General features: G+C 69.5%; 19 protein-coding genes. 2 read left to right on the top strand and 17 right to left on the bottom strand.

Annotated features, from left to right (window positions below):
- Positions 1–125: 125 nt before the first annotated feature.
- Together ACZ6O0_RS15405 and ACZ6O0_RS15400 are read right to left on the bottom strand one after the other, a co-directional pair.
- The gene (locus ACZ6O0_RS15405; protein WP_465765515.1) at positions 126–1,121 is read right to left on the bottom strand and encodes a sugar phosphate isomerase/epimerase family protein; all 996 of its coding nucleotides are present in this window, start codon (positions 1,119–1,121) and stop codon (positions 126–128) included.
- Positions 1,122–1,139: 18 nt separating this feature from the next.
- Positions 1,140–2,318 (bottom strand): Gfo/Idh/MocA family protein, encoded by a 1,179-nt coding sequence (locus ACZ6O0_RS15400; protein WP_465765514.1) that lies wholly within the window; start codon positions 2,316–2,318, stop codon positions 1,140–1,142.
- Between the two features lie 108 nt (positions 2,319–2,426).
- On the opposite strand from ACZ6O0_RS15400, the gene ACZ6O0_RS15395 reads away from it, so the two are divergent.
- Entirely contained in the window at positions 2,427–3,422 is a 996-nt protein-coding gene (locus tag ACZ6O0_RS15395; protein ID WP_465765513.1) for a LacI family DNA-binding transcriptional regulator, read from the top strand.
- A gap of 262 nt (positions 3,423–3,684) precedes the next feature.
- On the opposite strand, the gene ACZ6O0_RS15390 is transcribed toward ACZ6O0_RS15395, so the two are convergent.
- The 13 genes from ACZ6O0_RS15390 to ACZ6O0_RS15330 all read right to left on the bottom strand — a co-directional run bounded on the left by ACZ6O0_RS15390 (position 3,685) and on the right by ACZ6O0_RS15330 (position 17,923).
- The gene (locus ACZ6O0_RS15390; RefSeq protein WP_465765512.1) at positions 3,685–5,181 is read right to left on the bottom strand and encodes a CoA-acylating methylmalonate-semialdehyde dehydrogenase; all 1,497 of its coding nucleotides are present in this window, start codon (positions 5,179–5,181) and stop codon (positions 3,685–3,687) included.
- Positions 5,178–6,044 carry a sugar phosphate isomerase/epimerase family protein gene (locus tag ACZ6O0_RS15385; protein ID WP_465765511.1) on the bottom strand — a complete coding sequence of 289 codons (867 nt, stop codon included), beginning with the start codon at positions 6,042–6,044 and terminating at the stop codon, positions 5,178–5,180. Before ACZ6O0_RS15385 ends, ACZ6O0_RS15390 begins: the two co-directional genes overlap by 4 nt.
- Before the next feature lie 3 nt (positions 6,045–6,047).
- Positions 6,048–7,064, bottom strand: a complete 1,017-nt coding sequence (locus tag ACZ6O0_RS15380) for a Gfo/Idh/MocA family protein (protein WP_465765510.1) — start codon at positions 7,062–7,064, stop codon at positions 6,048–6,050.
- Positions 7,064–7,990: a sugar phosphate isomerase/epimerase family protein gene (locus ACZ6O0_RS15375; RefSeq protein WP_465765509.1), complete on the bottom strand. Its 927-nt coding sequence runs from the start codon at positions 7,988–7,990 to the stop codon at positions 7,064–7,066. Before ACZ6O0_RS15375 ends, ACZ6O0_RS15380 begins: the two co-directional genes overlap by 1 nt.
- A 3-nt stretch (positions 7,991–7,993) precedes the next feature.
- A complete protein-coding gene (locus ACZ6O0_RS15370) occupies positions 7,994–8,884 on the bottom strand; it encodes an ATP-binding cassette domain-containing protein (RefSeq protein WP_465765508.1) in 891 nt (296 codons plus the stop codon).
- Positions 8,881–9,939, bottom strand: coding sequence for an ABC transporter permease (locus ACZ6O0_RS15365; protein ID WP_465765507.1), 1,059 nt, complete (start codon positions 9,937–9,939; stop codon positions 8,881–8,883). The genes ACZ6O0_RS15370 and ACZ6O0_RS15365 overlap by 4 nt, the downstream gene beginning before the upstream one ends.
- A 66-nt stretch (positions 9,940–10,005) precedes the next feature.
- Positions 10,006–10,965, bottom strand: a complete 960-nt coding sequence (locus ACZ6O0_RS15360) for a sugar ABC transporter substrate-binding protein (RefSeq protein ID WP_465765506.1) — start codon at positions 10,963–10,965, stop codon at positions 10,006–10,008.
- Positions 10,966–11,110: 145 nt separating this feature from the next.
- Entirely contained in the window at positions 11,111–13,036 is a 1,926-nt protein-coding gene (gene iolD, locus ACZ6O0_RS15355; protein ID WP_465765505.1) for a 3D-(3,5/4)-trihydroxycyclohexane-1,2-dione acylhydrolase (decyclizing), read from the bottom strand.
- A complete protein-coding gene (gene iolB / locus ACZ6O0_RS15350; protein ID WP_465765504.1) occupies positions 13,033–13,932 on the bottom strand; it encodes a 5-deoxy-glucuronate isomerase in 900 nt (299 codons plus the stop codon). Before iolB ends, iolD begins: the two co-directional genes overlap by 4 nt.
- Positions 13,929–14,849, bottom strand: a complete 921-nt coding sequence (locus ACZ6O0_RS15345; protein WP_465765598.1) for a Cgl0159 family (beta/alpha)8-fold protein — start codon at positions 14,847–14,849, stop codon at positions 13,929–13,931. Before ACZ6O0_RS15345 ends, iolB begins: the two co-directional genes overlap by 4 nt.
- A gap of 206 nt (positions 14,850–15,055) precedes the next feature.
- On the bottom strand, positions 15,056–15,997 hold the full coding sequence (gene iolC, locus ACZ6O0_RS15340; RefSeq protein ID WP_465765503.1) for a 5-dehydro-2-deoxygluconokinase: 942 nt from the start codon (positions 15,995–15,997) through the stop codon (positions 15,056–15,058).
- On the bottom strand, positions 15,997–16,878 hold the full coding sequence (locus tag ACZ6O0_RS15335; RefSeq protein ID WP_465765502.1) for a TIM barrel protein: 882 nt from the start codon (positions 16,876–16,878) through the stop codon (positions 15,997–15,999). Before ACZ6O0_RS15335 ends, iolC begins: the two co-directional genes overlap by 1 nt.
- A 46-nt stretch (positions 16,879–16,924) precedes the next feature.
- Positions 16,925–17,923, bottom strand: coding sequence for a Gfo/Idh/MocA family protein (locus ACZ6O0_RS15330; protein ID WP_465765501.1), 999 nt, complete (start codon positions 17,921–17,923; stop codon positions 16,925–16,927).
- A 264-nt stretch (positions 17,924–18,187) separates the two neighbouring features.
- Here ACZ6O0_RS15330 and ACZ6O0_RS15325 point away from each other — a divergent pair, with 264 nt between their 5' ends.
- Positions 18,188–18,928: a GntR family transcriptional regulator gene (locus ACZ6O0_RS15325; protein ID WP_465765500.1), complete on the top strand. Its 741-nt coding sequence runs from the start codon at positions 18,188–18,190 to the stop codon at positions 18,926–18,928.
- Between the two features lie 4 nt (positions 18,929–18,932).
- Here ACZ6O0_RS15325 and ACZ6O0_RS15320 read toward each other — a convergent pair whose 3' ends face one another.
- Positions 18,933–19,607, bottom strand: a complete 675-nt coding sequence (locus tag ACZ6O0_RS15320) for an IMP cyclohydrolase (protein WP_465765499.1) — start codon at positions 19,605–19,607, stop codon at positions 18,933–18,935.
- Positions 19,608–19,625: 18 nt separating this feature from the next.
- The gene (locus ACZ6O0_RS15315; protein WP_465765498.1) at positions 19,626–24,488 is read right to left on the bottom strand and encodes an NAD-glutamate dehydrogenase; all 4,863 of its coding nucleotides are present in this window, start codon (positions 24,486–24,488) and stop codon (positions 19,626–19,628) included.
- Positions 24,489–24,576: the final 88 nt, after the last annotated feature.

Raw genomic sequence — 24,576 nt, 5'->3', positions numbered from 1 at the left:
TCGCACGGGCCACAAGAGAGCGTCGTCATCCGCGCTCGACCGATGAACCGTGAGGTGGCTTCCAGCCTTCCGGCGAGTCTCGGCGCGTCCTCACAACGCCTTCCAGAAGCTACCCCACGGCGCGGTCAGACGGAAGCGGCCGCCGTGAGCAGCGTCTTGGCGGCGTACTCGATGCCTTCCAGCTGGCCGAGCTCCTGGTCCTCGTGCTCGATGTTGACCGCCATGTCCGGGTCGATCCGCTTGATCGCGGCGAGGAAGTCCGTCCAGAACGCCACGTCGTGACCGCGGCCGACGGCGACGAAGTCCCACGACGAGTTCTCCGGCCAGCGGCTGAGCGTGTCCGTGCCACCCAGGCCGATCGCACCGGGATCGGTCGGCAGCACCCGCCCGAACCGATCGTCGAGTACGCCGTTGATCTTGGCGGCCTCGTTGATCCGGGTGTCCTTCGCGGCCGCGTTGTAGACCAGTCCACCGAGGCTGTCCAGGGCCGCGACCGGGTCGATGCCCTGCCAGAACAGGTGACTCGGGTCCATCTCCGCACCGACGTGGGTGGCGTTGATCTCCTCGGCCAGCCGCACCATCGTGGCCGGGTTGTAGACCAGGTTGTGCGGGTGCATCTCGATCGCGATCTTCACGTCGGCGTCGGCGGCGCGGGCCTGGATGTCCTTCCAGTACGGGATCGCCACCTCGTTCCACTGGTAGTCGCGGGCGTCCAGGTAGACGCTGACCCAGGGCAGGACCGTCCACGACGGCGCCGTACCACCGGCGTGGGCCTCTGGTAGGCCGGACATCGTGACGACTCGGTTGACGCCGAGCAGGGCGGCCAGCTCGATGGCGTCGATGACGTCCTGGCTGTGCTTGCGCCGTACTTCGGGGTCGGGGTGCAGCGGGTTGCCGTTGCAGTTCAGTGCGGTGAGCGCGATGCCGGCGGCGTCGAACTGGGCCAGATACTCGTCGCGCGCATCCTGGCTGGCGCGGATGTCGTCGATCGGCAGGTGCGGCGCGGGCAGGAAGCCGCCCGAGTTGATCTCCGCGCTGTCCAGGCCGAGGCCGCCCAGCGTCTTCAGCGCGTCGGCAAGGGGTACGTCGTGCAGGCAGGCGGTGTAGGCACCGAGCTTCATGGTGATGGTCCTTCCGGATCAGTCGATGGTGACGGCGGCGCCGCCGGATTGGGACGAGGAGACGACTGCGCCGAGCAGCCGCAGGTTGCGCAGACCGTCCTCGAAGGTCGGGCACGGCGGCAGTCCGCCGACGCCGGCCACCTGGCCGAGGAAAGCCCTGGCCTGGAAGGCGAACAGGTCGTTCTGCCCGTGGCCGACACCGGGGAAGTCCATCGGCAGACCGCCGGTGATGTACGGGTGCTCCGGACCCACCAGCACCTGGCGGTACCCGCTGGTGGCCTGCGGCGCCTTGCCGTCGACGAAGCCGAACTCCGACGCCCGGGCGAGGTCGAACGTGGCCGCGCCCTGCTCGGCGAAGATCTCGAACCCGAGCCCGTTCGGATGTCCGTACGACGTCCGCGAGGCCGACAACGTCGCGGTCGCACCGGACGCGAACCGCGCGGTGAAGCTGACCAGGTCCTCGTTCTCGACCGGCTCGGTCTCCTCGCTGACCTCCGCCAGCGCGTGCCCGACCACTGCCCCCACGGGCAGGTGCCGCTCGGTGATGTACGTCGCCAGCACGGCACCGCTCACCGACTCGATCGGCCCACACAGGAACTCGGCCAGATCGACGAGGTGCGCACCGATGTCGGCGAGCGCGCCCGATCCCGGACCGCCCTTGTACCGCCAGCTCATCGGCCCCTGCGGGTCACAGCCGTAGTCGCACCAGTAGTGCCCGTCGAGATGCACCGGCCGGCCGATCGTCCCGGACTCGAGTTGTGCGCGGATCGCGTTGATCGCCGGCGACCGGCGGAAGGTGAACCCGGTCGCCGTCTGCCGGCCCGAGGCCCCGGCCGCGGCCACCATCGCGGCCGCGTCCTCGACACTCGGCGCCAGCGGCTTCTCACACAGCACGTGTTTGCCCGCGGCGAGCAGCCCTTCGACGATCTCGCGGTGCAGCGTGTTGGCGACCACCACGCTGACCACGTCGATGTCGGGGGCGTCGGCGATCGCCTGCCAGCTGGTCTCGGCCCGCTGGTACCCGAACCGGTCGGCGGACTCCTTGGCGACCGCGGCGTTCACGTCACCGACGGCGACGAACCGCACCTCGGGCAGCCCGGCCCCGTGGATCGCGGTCGCGGACCGGTACCCGGCCAGGTGGGCACGACCGGCCATCCCCGCACCGATCACCGCCACCCCGATGCTCGAAGACGACATGGCTACTCCTCGATTTCCCTGCAATAGTTGGACTTCAAGCGCTTTAAGACTCTTGTACTATGATTGTCCTGACAAACCGCTGTCAAGGGCTCGAAACCGGGAGATTCCGTGCGTGATCGAGGGACGACGAGCAGACGGCCGCGGCTCGAGGACGTGGCGGCGGCGATCGGGATGTCGCCGTCGTCGGTCTCGCTGGCACTGTCCGACCGGCCCGGACCGAGTGAGGAGACCCGGCGCCGGGTGCGTGAGGCCGCGGACCGGCTCGGCTACCGCCCGGACCGGACCGCGAGTCTCCTCGCACGTCGCCGTACCCGGTTGCTCGGCGTCCTGCTCGACATCCGGAACCCGTTCCACGCCGAGCTGGTCGAGGATCTGCACCACGCGAGTGCGGGCCGCGGCTACGAGTTGGTGCTCAGCACCGTCACCGCGGACCGGGACGAGCGACGCGCGGTCGAGACGCTGCTCGACTTCCGCTGCGAGGCCCTGGTCCTGCTCGGCCCGACCGGACCGATCCCCGAGCACAACCTGCCGGTCGTGGCGATCGGTAAGCACACCGGCCCCGACATCGACGTGGTCCGGGCCGCGGACGATCTGGGCGTCGCACAGGCGGTCGAGCACCTGGTGGAGCTCGGCCACCGCGACATCACCTTCATCGATGGTGGCAAGGGACCGATCGCGACCCTCCGGCGGCGCGGCTACCGGACGGCGATGCGCGACCAGGACCTGGTCGGCTCGCTGCGGATCGTGCCCGGCGGACATGACGAGCTCGCCGGCGCGCAGGCCGGTCGTGCGCTGCTCGACTCCGCGCGGCTACCGACCGCCGTGGTCGCGTCCAACGACATGTGCGCTGTCGGCCTGCAGGACGCGTTCACGCGCGCCGGCGTCCGCGTGCCGGACGACGTCTCGCTCGCCGGGTACGACAACAGCACGCTCGCGCGGCTGGCGCACATCGACCTGACCTCGGTCGATCAGGACGCCACCCAGCTGGCCAAGCACGCGGTCGAGGCAGCGGCCGACCGTCTGGAGAACGGCCGGACCACCGCCGAGGAGTTCGTCCTCACGCCACACCTCGTCATCCGAGGCAGCACAGCGCCGGTCAACTGACGGGTACGCCGCGGAGTTCGCGGCGTACCCGGTTACTTCCGCGCCTGCTTGGTCGGCGGGATGATCCCGCTGTCGGCAGGGTTGGCCTTCGGCTGTTTGGGTTGCTTGGGTTTGCGGACTTCGCGTCCGCCTTTGTTCTTCGCCATCACGCACTCCCGGGCTGATGTTCGCTGGGTTCGGACGGGCCGACCGGCCCTTCGTACGCCGCGGTACTCCTGATGCCCCGGGGGTTGCCTTCGACGCTACACCCAAGCAGCCCCTTTCAGTCGTGGGTCGGGAAGCCGAGGTTGATCCCGCCGTGGGACGGGTCCAGCCAGCGTGACGTGACGACCTTGCCGCGGGTGAAGAAGTGCACGCCCTCGGTGCCGTGCGCGTGGGTGTCACCGAACAGCGAGTTCTTCCAGCCGCCGAACGAGTAGTACGCCATCGGGACCGGGATCGGCACGTTGATCCCGACCATCCCGACCTCGACCTCGTTCTGGAACCGCCGGGCCGCGCCGCCGTCGTTGGTGAAGATCGCCGTCCCGTTGCCGTACGGGTTGGAGTTCACCAGGTCGAGGGCAGCGTCGTACGACGGCTCCCGCAGGACCGACAGCACCGGGCCGAAGATCTCGTCGGTGTAGATCGACATCTCCGGCGTCACCTTGTCGAACAGGGTCGGACCGAGCCAGAACCCGTCGGCCCCGCCGTCGAAGTCGCCCGCGCGACCGTCGACGACGAGCTCGGCGCCCTCCTCGATGCCGGCGGCGACGTACCCGGCGACCTTGTCGCGGTGCGGGCCGGTGACCAGGGGACCCATGTCGCACCCCCGGGTCCCGTCGCCGGTCTTGAGCTTCGCCATCCGGTCCTTGATCTTGCTGATCAGCTCGTCGGCGATCGGCTCGACCGCGACCAGCGCGGAGATCGCCATGCAGCGCTCACCGGCCGAGCCGAAGCCGGCGTTCACCGCGGCGTCCGCGGCCAGATCCAGATCCGCGTCGGGCAGCACGATCATGTGGTTCTTCGCGCCGCCGAGCGCCTGGACCCGCTTGCCGTTCCTGGTCCCGGTCTCGTAGACGTAGCGAGCGATCGGCGTCGAGCCGACGAACGAGACCGACTTGATGTCCGGGTGCTCGAGCAGCCGGTCGACGGCCTCCTTGTCGCCGTGCACGACGTTCACCACGCCGTCCGGCAGGCCGGCCTCCTTCCAGAGCTCGGCCATCGCGTTCGCCGCCGACGGGTCCTTCTCCGACGGCTTGATCACCACACTGTTGCCACAGGCAACGGCGATCGGGACGAACCACATCGGCACCATGGCCGGGAAGTTGAACGGCGAGATCACCGCGCAGACGCCGAGCGGCTGGCGGATCGAGTACACGTCGACCTTCGTCGACACACCCTCGCTGAACCCGCCCTTGAGCAGGTGCGGGATGCCGCAGGCGAACTCGATCACCTCCAGGCCGCGGGTCACCTCACCGAGCGCGTCGGACAGCACCTTGCCGTGCTCGGCGGTGATGATCGCGGCGATCCGTTCCTTGTCCCGGTTCACCAGCTCCCGGTAGGCGAACAGGACCTGCGCGCGCTTGGTCAGCGACGTCTGCGCCCAGCTCCGCGACGCCTCGTGGGCGACCTTGACCACCTCGTCGACGGTGGCCGCCGAGGCGAGGTCGAGCTCGCCGGTGACCGCGCCCGTGGCCGGGTTGTAGACCTTGCTGGTCCGCTCCGACACCCCGGTCCACGGGGTGCCGGCGACCAGATGGGTGATTCGCTCGGTACTCACAGCTGCATCCCTTGTTTCGTCATCAGTTCGGTGATCTTGTCCCGCATGAACGTGCTCGACTCGCGGGCTCGTTCCTCCCACGCGAAGACACAGGTCGTCACGGTGCCATTGAAACCCGCCGTGGCCAGGCAGGCGAACAGTTCGTCGAAGTCGACCTCGCCCTGGCCGATGTCCAGGTGCTGGTGCACCCGGACGGTCGAGCCGGGCGGGTTGACGATGTAGCGCAGCCCCGACGACCCGGTGTGGTCGAACGAGTCGGCCACGTGGATGTTGGTCAACAGGTCCCCGGCGTAGCCGATGATGCCGGCCGCGTCGTTGCCCATGTGGAAGGTGTGCGGCGCGCAGTACAGGAAGGTCACCAGCGGGCTGTTGATGCCGCGGATGAGGTCGATCGCGGCCTTCCCGTCCTCCTCGAAATCGTCCGGGTGCGGCTCCAGCGCGAGCTTGATGCCCTCGCGCTCGAACACCGGCAGCAGCTCCTCCAGCGAGCGCCAGAACTGCGCCTCGCTACGCGCTGCGAGCTCCGGCCGGCCGTTGAACTCCGAGTTCATCGTGTCGACCCCGAGGGCCGCGGTGATCTCGATGGCACGCTTCCAGTACCGCACCGCGGCCTGCCGGTCGTCCTCGTCCGGACCGGACCACTTGAACAGCGGCAGGACGGACGCGACGCCGACACCGGCCGCGGCCAGTTCCTTCTTGAAGGCGGCCACGGTCGCGTCGTTCACCCTGGGGTGGTTGAAGAACGGGATGAAGTCGTCCCGCGGCGACAGCTCGATCCACTCGTAGCCGAGCTCGGCGACCAGGCGCGGCAGCTCGAGCAGCGGCGTACTACGGAACATGTAGGGGTCGAGGGCGAGTTTCATGGGTCAGCCCTTCGTGTAGAAGTCGGGGCGCTCGTGCGAGGCGACTTCGACTCGCTGACCGGTCCGCAAGGCCTCCAGGCAGGTGTCCGACACCACCGCCGCCAGGTGACCGTCCCACGCGCTCGGACCGGTGAACCCACCGGACGCGACCGCGTCGATCCAGTCCTGCAGTTCGATGTCGTACGCGCGGATGAACCGCTCCCGCCAGTCCGCCGGCACGCGTCCGGCGTACCGGCCGTCGTTCTTGACGACCGCGCCGGAGGTCTCCGCGAGGGCGGCCGTACCGAGTTCGCCGACGACCTCGCCGCGGATGTCGTACCCGAAGCGGATGTTCAGCGACAGCTCGACGTCCACGAGGATCCCGCTGGCCATCTCCAGCAGCAGGAGCAGCGGGTCGTGCAGGTCGTCGGCCGCGTTGCTGTTCCGCCGCGGCTTCAGCACCCTGGCGGCCACGATGTCCTCGTCGAACATCCACCGGACCAGGTCGATCTCGTGGATCGCCGAGTCGGTGATGATCATCTCGGTGGTGAAGCCGTACGGCGGGACCGACGGGTTCCGGTGCGCACAGTGCATCAGCAGCGGCGCACCGATCGAGCCGTCGTCGACGGCCGCCTTCACCGCCTGGTACGCCGTGTCGTACCGGCGCATGAACCCCACCATCACCAGCCGCCGGCCGCTCGCCACCTCGGCGTCGACGATCCGCCGGCAGGCCTCCTGCGTGGTGGCGAGCGGCTTCTCGCAGAACACCGGCTTCCCGGCCTCGATCGACGCCAGCACGTACTCCTCGTGCGTCGGTCCCCAGGACGTCACCATCACGGCGTCGACCGTCTCGTCCTTGATCAGCTCCTGCCCGGTCGCGTGCACCGCGCAGCCGGGCAGCCCGTCCGCGATCTGCCGCGCCCGGGCCGGGTCCACATCGGTCACCGCGACCACCTGCGCACCGGACAGCACGTGGGTGAGCCGCCGGATGTGGTCCTGCCCGATCATGCCCACGCCGATCACTCCGACCCGGACCGTCATCACTGGTCACCTCCGATTCCCACGCTGCGCAGATAGTCGTACGTCCGCCGTGCGATCGGCTCGGGTACGTCGAAGTCGCACGGGTACAGATCCTGCTCGACGATCACGAAGACCTCGTCCCGGTCGAGCCCCCGGAGTGCCTCGGCGATCGGCTCGACCTTCGGCTCCGCGTTCGGCGGCTCGGCCATCACCCCGCGCTTGACCGCCTCGCCGAACGACAGGTCCTCGGCGTCGACCACCTTCAGCACCTCGGGGTCGACGCCCTTGATGTGCACGAACCCCAGCCGCTCCGGGTACTTCTCGATGATCCCGACGTTGTCACCGTGCCGGTAGGCGAAGTGCCCGGTGTCGAGGCAGAGCGAGACGTACCGCGGGTCGGTGTCGTGCAGGAGACGCTCCACCTGGGCCTGCGTCTCCACGTGACTGTCCGCGTGCGGGTGGAACGCCACGGTGAGGCCGTACTCCTCACCGATGATCCGGCCGAGCTCGTCGTTGTTCCGGATCAGCGTGTTCCAGCCCTCGGCGTCGAGCTCCCGGACGGCCTTCGACGCGCCGGTCTTCTCGTCTCGGTACGCGCCCGGCAGGATCACCATGAACTTCCCGCCGACCGCGGTGACCAGCTCCGCGACCCGCCGGGCCTCGGCCAGCGTCGGCTCCCACTGACTGCTGTCGTGCAGCGGTGCGCCGACGGCCTGGCCGGAGACCCGGAGACCACGCCGGCCGAGCTCGTCGGTGAGCCGCGCGGGATCGGTCGGCAGGTACCCGTACGGGCCGAGCTCGATCCACTGGTAGCCGACACCGGACAGCTCGTCCAGGAACCGGCCCCACGGTGTCTGCCGCGGGTCGTCCGCGAACCAGACCCCCCAGGAGTCCGGGCAGCTGCCCAGGTGCAGACGAGGGCCGCCGGCGGGGTCGATCGTCGTCATGAATCAGTGGTCCTTTCCGGAGACGGGCGTTTCGGCGATGCCGAGCTCCTGCACCTCGGCCTGCAGTTCCTGTGCCACCTCGGCGGCCGCTGCCCCACCGCGCTGGAGCTCGTGGTGCAGCTCCTCGAGCTCCGAGCCGCCGGCCATCAGCGCGGTCAGCTCCTCGCGGGTGATCTCGTCCTTCGCGTAGTACCCGAGGACCCGGCCGCGCTTCAGCAGCAGGAAGCGGTCGCCGACCGGGTAGGCGTGGTGAGGGTTGTGGGTGATGAAGATGACGCCCAGGCCGCGTTCGCGGGCCTGGATGATGTACTTCAGCACGACACCGGACTGCTTGACGCCGAGCGCCGCGGTCGGCTCGTCCAGGATCAGCACCTTCGCACCGAAGTACACCGCCCGGGAGATCGCGACACACTGCCGCTCACCACCGGACAGCTGGCCGATCGGCTGGTCGACGTCGCGCAGGTCGATGCCCATGTCGAGCAGTTCCTTCTTGGTGGTCTTGCGCATGAAGTCGATGTCCAGCCGGCTGATCGGCCCGAACTTGCGCCGTACCTCGTTGCCGAGGAAGAAGTTCCGCCAGACCGGCATCAGCGGGACCACGGCCAGGTCCTGGTACACGGTGGCGATCCCGCGCTCCAGGGCTTCCCGCGGCGAGCCGAACGTGACCGCCTCGCCCTCGACCTCGTAGGTGCCGTGGGTGGGCTTGTGCAGGCCGGCGATGATCTTGATCAGCGTCGACTTGCCCGCCCCGTTGTCGCCGAGGACGCAGGTCACCTCACCCGCGTCCACCTCCAGCGAGACGCCGCCGAGCGCGATGATGTTGCCGTAGTTCTTGTCGCAGCCGGTCAGCCGGACAAGGGGCGCCTTGGCCGGCGCGTCCACCGTTGCAGTCATCGTGAAGCCTCCGCACGTCGACGGATGTAGGTGTTGAGCAGGATCGCGCCGAGCAGCAGGACGCCGACGAAGAAGTAGAACCAGTCCGGGTTCCAGCCGGCCAGCGTGATGCCCTGGTTGGACATGCCGAAGATCAGCGCACCGATCGCCGCACCGACCGCGGAGCCGTAGCCACCGGTCAGCAGGCAGCCGCCGACGACCGCCGCGATGATGTAGTAGAACTCGTTGCCGACGCCGTTGCCGGACTGCACGGTGTTGAACGCGAACAGGTTGTGCATGCCCATGAACCAGGCCGTGAACCCGACCGCCATGAACAGCCCGATCTTCACCTTCTTGACCGGTACGCCGACCGCGCGCGAGCTGTCCGCCGAACCGCCGACCGCGAAGATCCAGTTCCCGACCCGGGTCCGCAGCAGGATCCAGGTCGCCACCAGGACGAAGACGAGCCACCACAGCAGCGTGACCTTCAGCTCCGCGCCGCCGACCGTCACCGTGGAGGCGAAGACCTTCCGGGCCGAGGCGAAGCCGTCCATGTTCGACACGTCGTCGGTCGCGACGTTGCCGGTGATCACCTTGGTCATACCGAGGTTCAGGCCGCGCAGCATGAAGAACGTCCCGAGCGTGACCAGGAAGCTCGGGATGCCGGTCCGCACCACCAGCCAGCCGTTGGCGAAGCCGACCGCCAGCGAGAAGACCAGGGCCAGCACGACGGCCACCCAGACGTTCGTGCTGAGCTGGAACGCGAACATCGCCGCGAACAACGCCGAGCTGATCACCGCGACACCCGCGGACAGGTCGAACTCGCCGCCGATCATCAGCAGCGCCACCGCGACCGCGGGGATGCCCCAGGTCGAGCTGACGTAGAGCACGGTCGCCAGTGCGCCGGCGCCGCGGAACGGCGGGGCCACGATGTAGAAGAAGACGAAGATGAGGATCGCACCCGCGAGCGCGCCGACCTCCGGACGTCCCATCAGACGCTGCATCAGCGACTTCTGCTTGACCCGCTCGTCCGGCGCTGTCGGCGCCGGTGCCGGAGCGGCCACTGTCTTACTCATCCGATACCTCCGATTCCCGGGGTTCCGGGCCCGCCCGCACGTGGCGGGCAAGGCCCGGAGCCGCACCTAGCGGGTGCCGCCCGACGCGAACTTGGCGAACGCATCGACGTTGGACTTGTCGACGAAGTACGGACCCGTGGGAACCGGCAGACCGCCACCGATGACGTTGCCATTGGCCTTGTACAACCAGAGTGAATCGACCCCGAGGTAACCCTGCAGGTACGGCTGCTGGTCGATGACGAACTGCACCTGACCGTTCTTCACCGGGTCGATGATCTGCGGGTTGCTGTCGAACGTCCCCAGCTTGGCCGAGCTGCCGGCCGCCTTGATCGACTGGATCGCGGTGAGTGCGATCGGCGCGCCCAGGGTGATCACGTAGTCGATCGTCTTGTCCTGGGTCAGCTTCGCCGTGATGGTCGACTGCACGGACGGCATGTCGAGCTGGTTCACGTACAGCTTGGTGTACTTGCCGCCTGCCCCGGTGAAGCCCTTCTCGACACCGTTGCAGCGGGTCTCCAGCGCGAGCGAGCCCTGGGCCTGCGGCACACAGAGGATGTGCTTGGCGCCGGCCTCCGCCGCCCGCTTGCCGGCCTGTTCACCGGCTTCCTGCTCGTTCGATCCGAAGTACGACAGCGCACCGCTTTCCTGCCAGGCCTGGAAGCCCTGGTTGAAGACGACGACCGGGATCCCCGCGTCGGTTGCCTTCTTCACCATCGGGCTGATCGCGGCCGGGTCGGACAGCGTCAGCGCGATCCCGTCCACCTTGCTGTCGATCGCGCTCTGGATCAGACTCGCCTGCTTGGTCGAGTCCGGGTCGGACGAGTACTTCAGGTCGACGTTGTCCTTCGCCGACGCCGCGTTCGCACCCTTGCGGATGATGTCCCAGAACGTGTCGCCCTGGGCCGCGTGGGTGATCATCGCAATCGTGATCTTCGGGGTGTCCGCCTTGCCGGCCGCCGCGTTGTTCGCGGCGTCCTCCTCGGCCTGCTTCCCCCCGCTGCTGCTGCAGCCTGCCGCTGTGACCACCAGACTCACAGCGAGGGCGGCAGTCAGCCACCGCCTCCTTGATCCGAACATCTTCCTCTTCCCCTTCGTGGAGGAGCCTTCTGCATGAGGAGCCGGACGATTCCCGGCCCGTGATTCGCGTGCCCCCGTGGAGTGCGTGCCACCGTCAGTCGTCCACCTCCCGCGTGTACGTGACCGGCGCCACGTAGGGGCGCTGTCCCGCCTTGGATTCTTCGTACGCCGTCCGCGCCGTCGAGGTCGACGCGAGCGTCGACACCTCGCTGACCGGGACGTCCCACCAGGACTCGCTGTCCGGCGCACCGACCAGTGGGTCGGTCCGGACGTGGATCACGATCGGTCCGGTCGCGGCCTTCGCGAGGCCGATCGCCTTCTCCAGTTCGGCGCGGCTGTCCACCTCGACCACCTCGACGCCGAGACTGCGGGCGTTCGCGGCCAGGTCGACCGGCAGGTAGTCGCCGTCCAGCCGGCCGTCCCCGGAGCGGTAGCGGTACGACGTACCGAAGCGCTGGGAACCCAGCGACTCCGACAGTGCGCCGATCGAGGCGAAGCCGTGGTTCTGGACCAGGACCACGATCACCTTGACGTTCTCCTGGACGGCGGTGACCAGCTCGGTCGACATCATCAGGTACGATCCGTCGCCGACCATCACGAACACGTCCCGGTCCGGGGCGCCGAGGCGGACGCCGATCCCGCCGGCGATCTCGTAGCCCATGCAGGAGTAGCCGTACTCGACGTGGTAGCCCTTGCCGTCGCGGGTCCGCCACAGCTTGTGCAGGTCACCCGGCATCGAGCCGGCCGCGCAGACGACGACGTCGCGCGGGTCGGACAGCTCGTTCACACAGCCGAGCACCTCGCCCTGGGTCAGCAGGCCCGCGGCCAGCTTCCCGGTCACCTCGGCCGGCGGGTTGTACGCCCGCTCGACGATCGCGTCCCACTCACTCGCGAGCTGCCGGGTCTCGGCCCGGTACTCGTCGTCGACCGACCAGCCGTCCAGCGTGGTGCCCAGCGCGGCGAGCGCCTCGCGGGCGTCGGCCACCACCGGAAGGCCGGCGTGCTTGCCGCCGTCGAAGCCGGCCACGTTGATGTTCACGAACCGTACGTCGGGATTCTGGAAGGCGGTGCGCGACGCCGTGGTGAAGTCGGCGTACCGGGTGCCGACACCGATCACCAGGTCGGCGGACTCGGCCAGCGCGTTCGCGGCCGTGGTCCCGGTCGAGCCGATCGCGCCGACGGACTGTGGGTGGTCGTAGGCCAGCGATCCCTTACCTGCTTGGGATTCCCCGACCGGGATGCCGGTCGACTCCGCGAACGTCCGGAGTACGTCGTTCGCCCCGGAGTACGCGACTCCGCCACCGGCCACGATCAGCGGGCGCCGGGAGCTGCGGATCAGCTCGGCCGCGCGGTCCAGGATGCTTGTCTCGGGCAACGGCCGGGCGACGTGCCACTCGCGCTCGGCGAACAGCTCCTCCGGCCAGTCGAAGGCCTCGGCCTGCACGTCCTGCGGCAGGGCCAGGGTGACCGCGCCGGTCTCGGCCGGATCGGTGAGGACCCGCATCGCGTTCAGCAGGGCGGACGGCAGTTGCTCCGGGCGGCTGACGCGGTCGAAGTACCGCGAGACCGGACGGAACGCGTCGTTCACGCTGATGTCGCCGGCACCGAAGTTCTCCAGCTCCTGGAGCACCGGTGCCGCGACCCGGGTGGCGAAGGTGTCCGACGGCAGCAGCAGGACGGGCAGGCGGTTGACCGTGGCGAGCGCGGCGCCGGTGATCATGTTGGTCGAGCCGGGGCCGATACTCGCCGTACACGCGTAGGTCTGCAGGCGGTTGGTGGTGCGGGCGAACGCCGCCGCGGTGTGCACCATGGCCTGCTCGTTGCGGGCCAGGATGTACGGCAGCGCGTCCGGATCGGCGAGCTCGGACTGCAGCAGCGCCTGGCCGACGCCGGCCACGTTGCCGTGACCGAAGATGCCGAGGCAGCCGGCGAAGAGCTTCTGCCGGCGGCCGTCGCGCTCGGAGTACTGCACGCTCAGGAAGCGCACCAGCGCCTGGGCGACCGTGAGGCGCACCTTCATGACTCTTCTCCTCCTGCTCCGAAGGGCAGCCGGGGATCGACGGGCTGTGTGTTCCACAGCTCCCGGACCCAGGCGTGCTGTGGGTCGTCGGTGATCAGCCATTGCCGCTCGGTGCCCGGCCCGGCCATCACGTTCAGGTAGTACATGTCGTAGCCGGGCGGCGCCATCGCCGGCCCGTGCCAGCCGTGCGGCACGAGCACCAGGTCGCCGCTGCGGACCTCGGCCAGGACGTCGATCGGCCGGTCCTCGGTGCCGTAGACGCGCTGGTAGCCGATCGGATCGTTGCCCTTGACACCTTCCGGCACGTCGTCGGACAGCTGCAGCTCGAAGTAGTAGATCTCCTCGAGCTCGCTCTCCTTGCCCGGCTTGTGCTCGTCGTGCTTGTGCGGCGGGTACGACGACCAGTTGCCGGCCGGCGTGATCACCTCACAGGCGATGATCGAGTCCGCATCGAGGACACCCGGCGTACCGAAGTTCCGGACCTGCCGGGAGGCGACGCCGGCACCGCGCAGCTCGGTCTCCACCTGCTCGGCACCGATCCGCCGGAACGGGTAGGCGTTGGCCGCCTTCGCGTGCGGGAAGGCGATGCGTGCACCCCCTGCGCTGACCACGGCGAACGTCGTACCGCGGGGAATGTAGGCGAGGTCGGTCGGGCCGGCGAAGACATCTGCCCGGCCGCCGAGTGGGACGGCCTCCCCCTCGACGATCACCTCGGCCGAGCCGCTCAACGGCAGCACGAGGTACTCGCAGTCGCCGGTGTCGAGCTCGACCGACTGCCCCGGGAGCAAGGTGCGAATCGAGAGACCGGTGTGATGCCAGTCGGCCTCGCCCGGGCGCACCGTCAGTTCGAAGCCGTCGCGCGCGGTGGAGCCCGCGGGCCGGAACCACTCGGTCATGCGGCACCTCCGTGGACGAGAGTCGCGGCGTGGTCGACCGCGGCCGCCACGTCGCCGTCGGGTGGGAAGAGCAGCGCCCGGCCGACGACGAGGCCGCGGACCGAGGGAAGGCTGAGCGCCTTGCCCCAGGCGGCGTACGTCTCCTCGGGCGCACCGGTCGGGTCGCCGCCGAGCAGCAGCGTCGGCAGTGTCGTCGCCTCCATCACCCGGGCGAGGTCGTCGACGACCGGCAGCTTGAGCCAGGTGTACGCGCTCGTCGCGCCGAGCCCCGCGGCGATGTGGATCGACTTGATCACCGAGTCCGGGTCGAGCAGGTTCGTCACCCGCCCGTCCGTGCGCGTCGACCAGAACGGCTCGACCATCGCCATCAGCTTGTGCTCGGCCAGCCCGGTCACCGCGGCGGCACTGCTCTCCAGCGTCGCCACCGTGCCCGGGTCACCCAGGTCGATCCGGGTCAGCATCTTGCCGCCGTCGAGCCGGCGGGCGGCGATCTCGTCCGCCGAGCGGTACGCGGTGAAGCGGTCGTCCAGCTCGAACGCCGCGCCCTGCAGGCCACCGCGGTTCATCGAGCCGATGACCACCTTGCCCTCGAGCGCACCGAGCAGCAGCAGGTCTTCCAGTACGTCGGGAGTCGCGAGCACACCGTCGACCCCGGGCCGCTCGAGGGCCGTCGCCAGCCGGGCGATCAGCCCGGGCCGACTGGCCATCGCCTGCCGGTTGTCGCGAACACCGAGCGCACCACGCGCCGGGTGATCGGCAGCCACGATCAGCAGCCGTCCGTCGTCGCCGACGAGCGGCCGGGTCCGCCGCTGCTGCCAGGCCTCGGCGATCCGCTCCGGATGCCGCACCCGAATCTCGGTCAGCTCCGCCAGCCGGGCGTCGTACCCCTGCCCGTTCAGCCCCGACTGCACGGCCATCGTCGGCTCGTCGTACCCGGCAGGTGCCGGGTAGGCGCTCACGGTCGTGTCGTCGGCATAAGCCGGCGCCGCGGGACGCCGCGCAACGACGGTGGGGTCGTTGGGGGTTCCCGGGCGGGCTATGACGGTGGGTTCGTCGTCGGGGCTCTGGGCGGGGTGGTGGATGGGGATCGGGCGGCGGGCGTCGGGGTTCGGGTCGCGGGTGGTCATGCTTCCTCCCCCATGGCAGTCAGGACTTCCCGGGTAGTCGGCATGGCCGTGGAGCACTCGAGACGGGAGGCGACGATCGCGCCTGCGGTGTTCGCGAAGCGGATGATCTTCTCCAGCGGCCAGCCGGACAGCAGTCCGTGGCACAGCGCGCCGCCGAAGCCGTCACCGGCGCCGAGCCCGTTGACGACCTCGACCGGGAACGGTGGCACCTCGACGCGCTCGTCCCGGGTGCGGGCGAGCGTACCCTTCGGCCCCTGCTTCACGACGGCGAGATCGAGGCCGCGGTCCAGCAGCGCCTGCGCCGCCTTGTCCGGGTCCGTCTCGCCGACCGCGACCTCGCACTCCTCACGGTTGCCGACGGCAACGGTGCAGTGGTCGAGCGCGCGGCTGACCTGCTCGTGCGCCTCGCTCGGATCGGCCCAGAACATCGGCCGGTAGTCGAGGTCGAGCACGGTGATCGCCTTGCGGCCACGGGCCTCCCAGGCGGCGAAATGCGCCGACCGCGACGGCTCGGCCGACAGCCCGGTCACCGTGGACCAGTAGATCCGGGCGTCCCGGATCGCCCGCAGATCCAGCTCGTCGGGGTTGATGACGAGATCCGGCGCCTTCGGGAACCGGTAGAAATACAAGGGGAAGTTGTCCGGCGGGAAGATCTCGCAGAACGTGATCGGCGTCGGCAGGCCGTCGACCGGAGCCACGAACCGGTCGTCGACCCCGAGCTCGCCGAGCGTCCGGTGGATGAACGTGCCGAACGGATCGTTCCCGGTCCGGCTGATCACGGCCGACTTCCGTCCGTGCCGGGCCGCGGCCACCGCCACGTTCGTCGCGCTGCCACCGAGGAACTTCCCGAACGACTCGACATCCTCCAGGTGCGTGCCGACCTGCAACGGATACAGGTCCACCCCGATCCGTCCGATCGTCAGTACGTCGTCCGTCATCACAGACTCCCCGCGATCTCGTGCAGATGGGCGATGCTCGCCCGGACGTCGACCACCGGGCCCTCGTCGGCCGGACGGTCCGGGAGGATCGTGTCCTGCTCGAGGACGTACCAGCCGTTGTAGCCGGCCTTCTCCAGCGTGCGCACGATCGTGGCGAGGTCGATGTCTCCGGCACCGAGCGGCCGGTACATCCCCTGCCGGACGGCGTCGGTGTAGGTGACCTCGCCGGACTGGACCTTCGCGGCCCACTGCGCGTCGACGTCCTTGAGGTGGATGTGCTTGATCCGGGGCGTGCTCCGAACCGTCAGCGCGACCGGGTCGACGCCGCCGATCAGCAGGTGGCCGGTGTCCAGCGTCAGACCGATCGAGGAGCCGGCCAGGACGCGGTCGACGTCGTCGGCGTTCTCGACCATGGTGCCGACGTGCGGGTGGATCGTGGCCAGCACTCCGCGGTCGGCGGCCAGTGCGGACAGCTTGTCCAGGTTGCCGAACAGCGTGCTCCAGCCGGTCTCGTCCAGCACCGGGCGGCCGTCGTACCCGTCGTGGCCGGTCGCGGCGGCGAGGACCAGCGTGGTCGCACCGGCAGCGACGAACCCCTCGAGCGCCGTGGCCACCTCCGGTGCCGGGTCGTGCGACGGGTCGTGCAGGACGACCGGGACGAAGCCGCCGACGGCGCGCAGGCCCAGGTCGGACAGCGTCTTCGCCTTCTCGGCCGGGTCGTCGGGCAGGAAACCGTCCGGGCCGAACTCGGTCGCCGCGATGCCGACGTCGCGCATCTCGGTGAGCACCGTCCGCGGGTCGTACTGCCAGCCCCACCCCGGGACCTCGCACACGCCCCACGAGATGGGGGCGCCGGCGATCCGGAGAGCAAGGTCAGTCATCGAGCGATCTCCTCTGGTGTCATTGCTGGGTGGGAACCTTGGTGGGTCATGCGATCTCGTCGAGAGCGACGACGCGCTGCTCCCGGCGGGAGAGCTCGCAGGCGTCGGCGGTGCGGAAGGCCTGGTAGGCGTCGCGAACCGTGCACGGCACGCCGCGGGTGCCGGCGACGACCTCTGTGAACGCGGTCAGCTCGGCGACGTACGCGGGGCGGAAGCGGTCCATGAACGTCGCGTGCGGCTCCCCACCGGGGAAACTGACGCCGGCTTCGGCCGAGCGCAGCGCGGTGTGCTCGTCCAGCCCGACCGCGACCGAGCCGAGGCTGCCGAGAACCTCCATCCGGACGTCGTGACCGGCGGCGTTGTACCGGGTGCCACTGACCGAGACGAAGGTGTTGTCGTCGAGCGTGAGCAGGGCGGCGGCCGCGTCGACGTCGCCGTACTCGCCGAAGAAGGACTCACCGCGGTTCGCGCCGGTGGCGAAGACGCTGACGACCTCGCGGCCGGTGACGTACCGGATGATGTCGAAGTCGTGCACGGTGCAGTCGCGGAAGAATCCGCCACTGGTCGGGATGTACTCCCGCGGCGGCGGGAACGCGTCGTTCGTGTTCGCCCGGATGTGGTGGATGAACCCGAGCTCGCCCGACCGCACCTGCGCGGCGACCGCCTGGTACCCGGCGTCGAAGCGGCGCTGGAACCCGATGTGCACCGGTACGTCGGAACCCTCGACCAGCTCGACCACCCGCAGGGTCTCGGCGAGGTCGATCGCGACCGGCTTCTCGCAGAACGTCGGGATGCCCGCGGCGACACCGGCGGCGATCAGGTCCGCGTGCGCCGACGTCGCGGCCGCGATCACGAACCCGTCCAGCCCGCTCGCCAGCAAGGCCGGCATGTCCGGGGCGAACTCCACCCCCTGCTCCTTCGCGACCAGCTCGGCGCGGCTCGGATCGGCGTCCGCGACCACCACCTGGTCCACCGCCGGCAGCCCCTTCAGCGTCGCGGTGTGGAACGCCCCGATCCGCCCGACCCCGACCAACCCGATCCGCATACGTCGACCTCTCTGCTCGTCCCCGCGCACGACGGCCCGGTGCTCACTGCCCGCCAGCTTCCCGGCCCCCGGAAGAGGTGTCAATAGTTTGTTAACACATTTTCACGTAGAGACATACATACTGCACTGTTGTAACATCCCGCTCATGACCGTGCTGTTGGCCTCGCTACCGCTCGGCGGGTCATGGGGCTTGTACTCCCGCCCTTCCCTCGTCGCTCCGGTCGCTTCGCTCCCTGCGCTCCTCAGTCCAGGGCGGGAGGCCCCATGACCGCCGCGTTGCCGATTCAGCTGGATCGGACGAGTCCGGTGCCGCTGTACCACCAGCTCGCCGAGCAGCTGACCGCTGCCATCACCGACGGCCGGCTGCGCCCCGGCGACCCGTTCGAGAACGAGATCGGCATGTCCGACCGGCTCAGCCTGTCCCGCCCGACGGTCCGCCGGGCCATCTCCGAGCTGGTCAACCAGGGCCTGCTGGTCCGCCGCCGCGGCATCGGCACCACGGTCGCGAACCAGATGGTGCACCGCAAGGCCGAGCTGACCAGCCTCTACGAGGACCTGCAGCGCGAGGGCCGGACCCCTCGCACCGAGGTCCTGTCGCTGGACTGCGAGGCCCAGGACGACCAGGCCGCCGCGGTGCTGGAGCTGCCGCCCGGCACCCCGCTGGTCTCGATCGTCCGGCTCCGGTACGCCGACGACCTCCCGCTCGCGATCATGCGCAACTGGCTGCCCCCGGCACTCAACGACCTGACGATGGAGCAACTCACCACCTCCGGCCTGTACGCCGTGCTCCGCGCCCGCGGGATCCGGCCTACGGTCGCCCGCCAGCGGATCGGCGCCCGCAACGCCACCGCCGAAGAACGCCGGACCCTGCACATGTCCAAGGCCGAGCCGCTCGTCACCATGACCCGCTCCGCCTACGCCGCCGACGGCTCCCCGGTCGAATACGGCAACCACTGCTACCGAGCCGACCAGTACTCGGTCGACGTCATCGTCTCCGAACGCTGATCGATCAGCGGAGCAGGGCGGCCGCGAACGACGGAGCGTCGAGCGGCACCACGAAGAGAGCGACCCGCAACTCCGCACCGAGCCGGTCCCAGACCAGATCCGCCACGGACGTCCAGGAGGTGTCGGCGGAGACGATCTCCGGGATGCCGGAGGTGACCACGTCAGCGGCGGTCCCGGCGTACGTGCTGATGGTGACGGCCGTGGCCGGCGGCAGGTCGGCGACGTACAACGACGGGTGCTGCACCAACTCCTCGGCGCCGGGCAAGGAGCGCGCCGAGCCGATGGTGATGCCGGTGCCGTCGGTCGACGCGGTCGCGAAGATCCGCGGGGTCCGGATCGGCGGATCCGGCTCGTAGGCGTGCTCGCGCAACGCCACCTGCAGATCCCGCCCGGCCCGGCGCGCCTCCGCCAGCTCGGCGACCTGCGTCCCGTTGCCGACGACGATCCAGCCGTCGGCACGCACCGCGGCGGTGTAGTGCCGCAGGTCGTCGGTGGACCCGCCCGAGACGTCCTGGACGACGATCTCGTCGTCGGACACGACCAGCTGGCGCTGCTTCGACGCCGGACTACGCCCGGTCAGCCAGTAGGCGGCGAACCCGGCGCCGTCCCGGTCCCGACCCAGGGCCAGCCCGCGCCCTGGGTACTCGACCCCACCAACAACGTCCTCGAGTGCTCGCACACCCCGCAGTCTTCCAGGTCAGGCCTGGTTGGCGATCAGCGTCCGCACGAGTCGCAGGCCGACGGACAGGTGCGCGAGCTCCGGTCCTTCGGTGTCGACGATCTCCTCGAGCATCGACGCGGCCCTCGACAGGGCGGCCGCGTTCTGGTCCTGCCAGGCGATGACCCGCTCCTCCGGCTCGGCCGAGACGTCGGTGGTCGCCAGCACCTGACGGGTCAGCCGGGCGTGCACCGCGTGCAGGTCGTCGCGCAGCGCGGCGCGCGCCATCGTCTGCCACCGGTCGGTGCGCGGCAGGCCGATGATGCGCTCGAGGAAGCGGCCGAGCTGCAGCCGCTCGCCGAGGGCGAAGTGCACCTTGGCGACCTCGAAGATGTCGATGTCGTCACGCGACGCGGTCTCGAGCACGCCCAGACCCGCGTACGCCGGCGGCAGGACGGCGATCCTGGTCGCGAAGTCGGCCGGAACTCCCTTCTCCACCAGGGATTGACGCCGCTGCTCGAACAACGCCAGCTCACGGCCGCGCAGCAGCTCGGGCAGCGCCTCGGTGAGCTTCGCGATCCCGGGACCGAAGAACTCGATCAGCTCCGCGATGTCCAGCGGTGGCCGCCGGTTGCTGACCAGCCACCGGGTGGCGCGCTCGACCAGCGTGCGGGTCTCCAGCCGCATGTGCGTCTGCGTCGCCGCGTCGACGACGTTGTCCAGCTCGGCGTTGCGGGACAGCAGCTCCGGCTGGGCGAAGATCCGCGACGCCGCGAGGTTCCCGCGGACCACGTCCTCCACCGTCCCGCCGGTCTCCAGCGAGAGCCGGTGGTACGCCGTGATGCCAGAGGTGTTCACGAACTCGTTCACCACCTGGGTGGTGATGATCTCGCGCCGCAACTGGTGACGCTGCACCTGCTCGGGGAACCGCTCGTGGATCGCCTTCGGGAAGTAGCTGGCCAGCTTGTGCGCCAGGTACGGGTCGTCCGGCAGCGACGTCTGCAGCAGCTCGGCCTCCATCACGATCTTGGTGTAGGCGATCAGCACCGACAGCTCCGGCGAGGTCAGGCCCTTGCCCTCGGCCTTGCGCCGCTTGAACTCGCTGACACTGGGCAGGAACTCCAGCTCGCGGTCTAGCAGTCCTAGCTTCTCGAGCCGCCGGACCCAGTCCTGGTGGACGTGCATCAGGGCCGGCGCCTGCGCGGTCGCGTTGGCCAGCGCGATGTTCTGCCGGTAGTTGCTCTTCAGCACCAGCGCGCCGACCTCGTCGGTCATCGACGCGATGATGTCGTTGCGCTGCTTCTCGGTCAGGTCCCCGTCGGCGACCACCTTGTCCAGCAGGATCTTGATGTTCACCTCGTGGTCGGAAGTGTCCACGCCGGCCACGTTGTCGATGAAGTCGGTGTTGATCCGGCCGCCGCCGGCGGCGTACTCGATCCGGCCGAGCTGGGTGAAGCCCAGGTTGCCGCCCTCGCCGACCGCGCGGGCGCGCAGGTCGGAGCCGTTGACCCGGATCGGGTCGTTGGCCTTGTCGCCGACGTCGGCGTTGGTCTCACCGGACGACTTCACGTAGGTGCCGATGCCGCCGTTCCAGAACAGGTCGACCGGCGCCTTCAGGATCGCGTTCATCAGCTCGGCCGGCGTCAGCGTCGCCGGGCTGCCCTCGAGCCCGAGCACCTCGCGCACCTCGGCCGAGATCGGGATCGCCTTGTCGGTGCGCGGGTAGATCCCGCCGCCGGCGGAGACCAGCGACGCGTCGTAGTCCGCCCACGACGACCGCGGCAGGTCGAACAACCGCCGGCGCTCGGCGAACGAGGCCGCCGCGTCCGGCGACGGGTCGAGGAAGATGTGCCGGTGGTCGAACGCCGCGACCAGCCGGATGTGCTCCGACAGCAGCATCCCGTTGCCGAACACGTCACCGGACATGTCGCCGACGCCGACGACGGTGAAGTCCTCGTTCTGGCAGTCGTGGCCCAGCTCGCGGAAGTGCCGCTTGACCGACTCCCACGCGCCGCGGGCGGTGATGCCCATCGCCTTGTGGTCGTAGCCGACCGAGCCGCCGGACGCGAAGGCGTCACCCAGCCAGAAGCCGTACTCCTTCGCGACCCCGTTGGCGATGTCGGAGAACGTCGCCGTGCCCTTGTCCGCGGCAACGACCAGGTAGGCGTCGTCGCCGTCGTAGCGGACCACGTCGCGCGGCGGAACGATGCCCCCGGCAACGATGTTGTCGGTGATGTCGAGCAGCCCGGAGATGAACGTCTTGTACGACGAGATGCCTTCGGCCAGCCAGGCGTCCCGATCGACCGCCGGGTCCGGCAGCTGCTTGGCGTAGAACCCGCCCTTCGCGCCGACCGGCACGATCACCGAGTTCTTCACCATCTGCGCCTTCACCAGGCCGAGCACCTCGGTCCGGAAGTCCTCCCGCCGGTCCGACCAGCGCAGGCCACCGCGGGCGACCGCGCCGAAGCGCAGGTGCACACCCTCGACCTGCGGTGAGTACACGAAGATCTCGTACGCCGGCCGCGGCTGCGGCAGGTCCGGGATCGCCTTCGGCTCCAGCTTCAGCGAGATGTACGAGCGCGGCCGGCCGTCCGGGCCGGGCTGGAAGAAGTTCGTCCGCAGCGTCGCCTTCATCACGGTCAGGTAGGACCGCAGGATCCTGTCCTCGTCCAGGCTCTTCACCGTGTCCAGCGCGGCCAGGATCTCCTTCTCCAGCTGGGCCATCCGGCTGGTCCGGTCCGGGTCGTCCGCGGCACCGCGCGCCGGGTCGAAGCTGACCTCGAACAGCTGGACCAGCAGGCTCGCGATGTCCACGTGGGTCAGGAACGCATTCTCGATGTAGCTCTGGCTGAACGGCGTACCGCCCTGCCGGATGTACTTCCGGTACGCGCGCAGGATCGACACCTGGCGCCAGCTCAGGCTGCCGCGCAGCACCAGAGCGTTCAGCGCGTCCGACTCGGCCTGGCCCTCCCAGACCGCCTGGAACGTGTCGGAGAACAGCCTCCGCAGATCCTCGCGCTCCTCGGTGTCCTCCGGCGCCTTGAGCCCGAAGTCGTAGATGTACGCCGTGCTGCTGTCGTCGCAGCGGATCTCGTACGGGCGCTCGTCGATCACCTCGACACCCATGTGGGTCAGGTGTGGCAGCACCTGGGACAGGGACAGCGCCGTACCGGTCCGGAAGACCTTGAAGCGGCGTTCGCCCTCCCACTCCTCGTCGATCGGGCTGTACAGCGACATGGCCAGGCCGTCGTCGGCCGGGAGGCTCTCCAGCACGCCGACGTCGTTCACGGCGACGCGGGCATCGAAGTCCTCCTTGTACGCCTCGGGGAAGGCGTTCGCATACCGCCGGGCCAGCTTGGCGACGGCACCGTCACCGCCCTGCAGGTGCAGCGCCGCGGTGAAGTCGTCCGCCCATGCCCGGGTCGCGTCGATCACCTTCTGCTCGAGCAGCTCGGAGTCGTACTCCCCGACCGTCTCGCCCTGCTTCATCCGGACCACGAAGTGGACCCGGGCGAGCACGGACTCGGTCACGTAGGCGGCGTAGGTCACGCTCTCGGCGCCGATCGCGTCCTTGAGGATCTGCTGCATCTTCAGCCGGACCGCGGTGGTGTAGCGGTCACGCGGCAGGTAGACCAGGCAGGACAGGTACCTGTTGTAGACGTCACGCCGGACGAACAGCTTGACCGCGCGCCGCTCCTGCAGGTGCAGCACGGACTGCACGATCGGCAGCAGGTCCTCCACCGGCGCCTGCAGCAGCTCGTCGCGCGGGTAGGTCTCGAGCACGTCGAGCAGGCCCTTGCCGCTGTGGCTGTTCGGATCGAAGCCGGTCATCCGGAACAGCTCCAGCGCCTTGCGCCGCAGCACCGGCACCTGCATGACGCTCTCGGTGTACGCCGTCGACGACAGCAGACCGATGAAGCGGCACTCCCGGACCGGCTCGCCCGTCTCGTCGAACTGCTTGATCCCGACGTAGTCCAGGAACGTCGACCGGTGCACGGTGGACCGGGAGTTCGCCTTGGTCAGGATCAGCAGCTTGCGCTCCTGCGCCTTCGCGCTCACCTCGGGCGGCAGCTTGCCCGAGCCCGGCTTCGGGTCCGGCCGGAGGATGCCGAGCCCGGTCCCGGGACGGCCGCGGAGGATGCCCTGCTCGCCCTCCATGGTGAAGTCGTACTCGCGGTAGCCGAGGAAGGTGAAGTGCTCGTCGGCGAGCCACTCCAGCAGCTCGCGCGCCTCCGCCACCTCGTGCTCGCCGACCGGGAGGTCGGCCGCGTTCAGCCCGGCGGCGATGGAGACCGCTTTCTCGTGCATCTTCGGCCAGTCCTCGACCGCCTCGCGCACGTCGTGCAGCACCTTCTGCAGGGCCTGCTCCAGCGCCCGGTGCTCGGCGACGTCCGCGATCCGGTCGATCTCCAGGTGCATCCAGCTCTCGCGGACCAGGTCGTGCCCGTCGGCGGACTCGGTGTCGTCCAGGACCTCCTGCAGGGTGCCGGCGATGTCACGGCGGACCACGAACTGCGGGTGGATCAGCAGCTGCAGCTCGAGGCTGTGCTCGGTGATGGCCATCGAGGCGCTGTCGACCAGGAACGGCATGTCGTCGATGACGATCTCGACCACGGTCCGGCCGTTCGCGGACCAGCCGTGCTCCTCCAGGGTGGGCGTGAAGACGTGCACCTTCGCCGTCCCCTGCGGGCGGGACATGGCGGTCTTGTAGTGGTGCCGGGCCGCCCCGAGGCAGTCGTTCGGCTCGCGCTCGGCCACGTCCTCCGCGGCGACGTGACGGTAGTACCGCTCGAGGAAGGTTTTCAGCTTCGCCGGATCCACCGACTTGTCGTGCCCATGTGTTCCCGCGGCCACCGCCTTGGCGAGCACATCCGCCTTCTGGACGTCCAGCTTGCTCTGCATTCCCCACCGTCTCCACACGTGATCTCGGCGCCGTCACGCCGTACCGCACGACATTGTGCGATCACTCAGAGACTAGTCCACCTTTGTC

Source organism: Kribbella sp. NPDC048837 (assembly GCF_055586945.1).
This window is presented reverse-complemented; position numbering and strand designations above follow the sequence as displayed.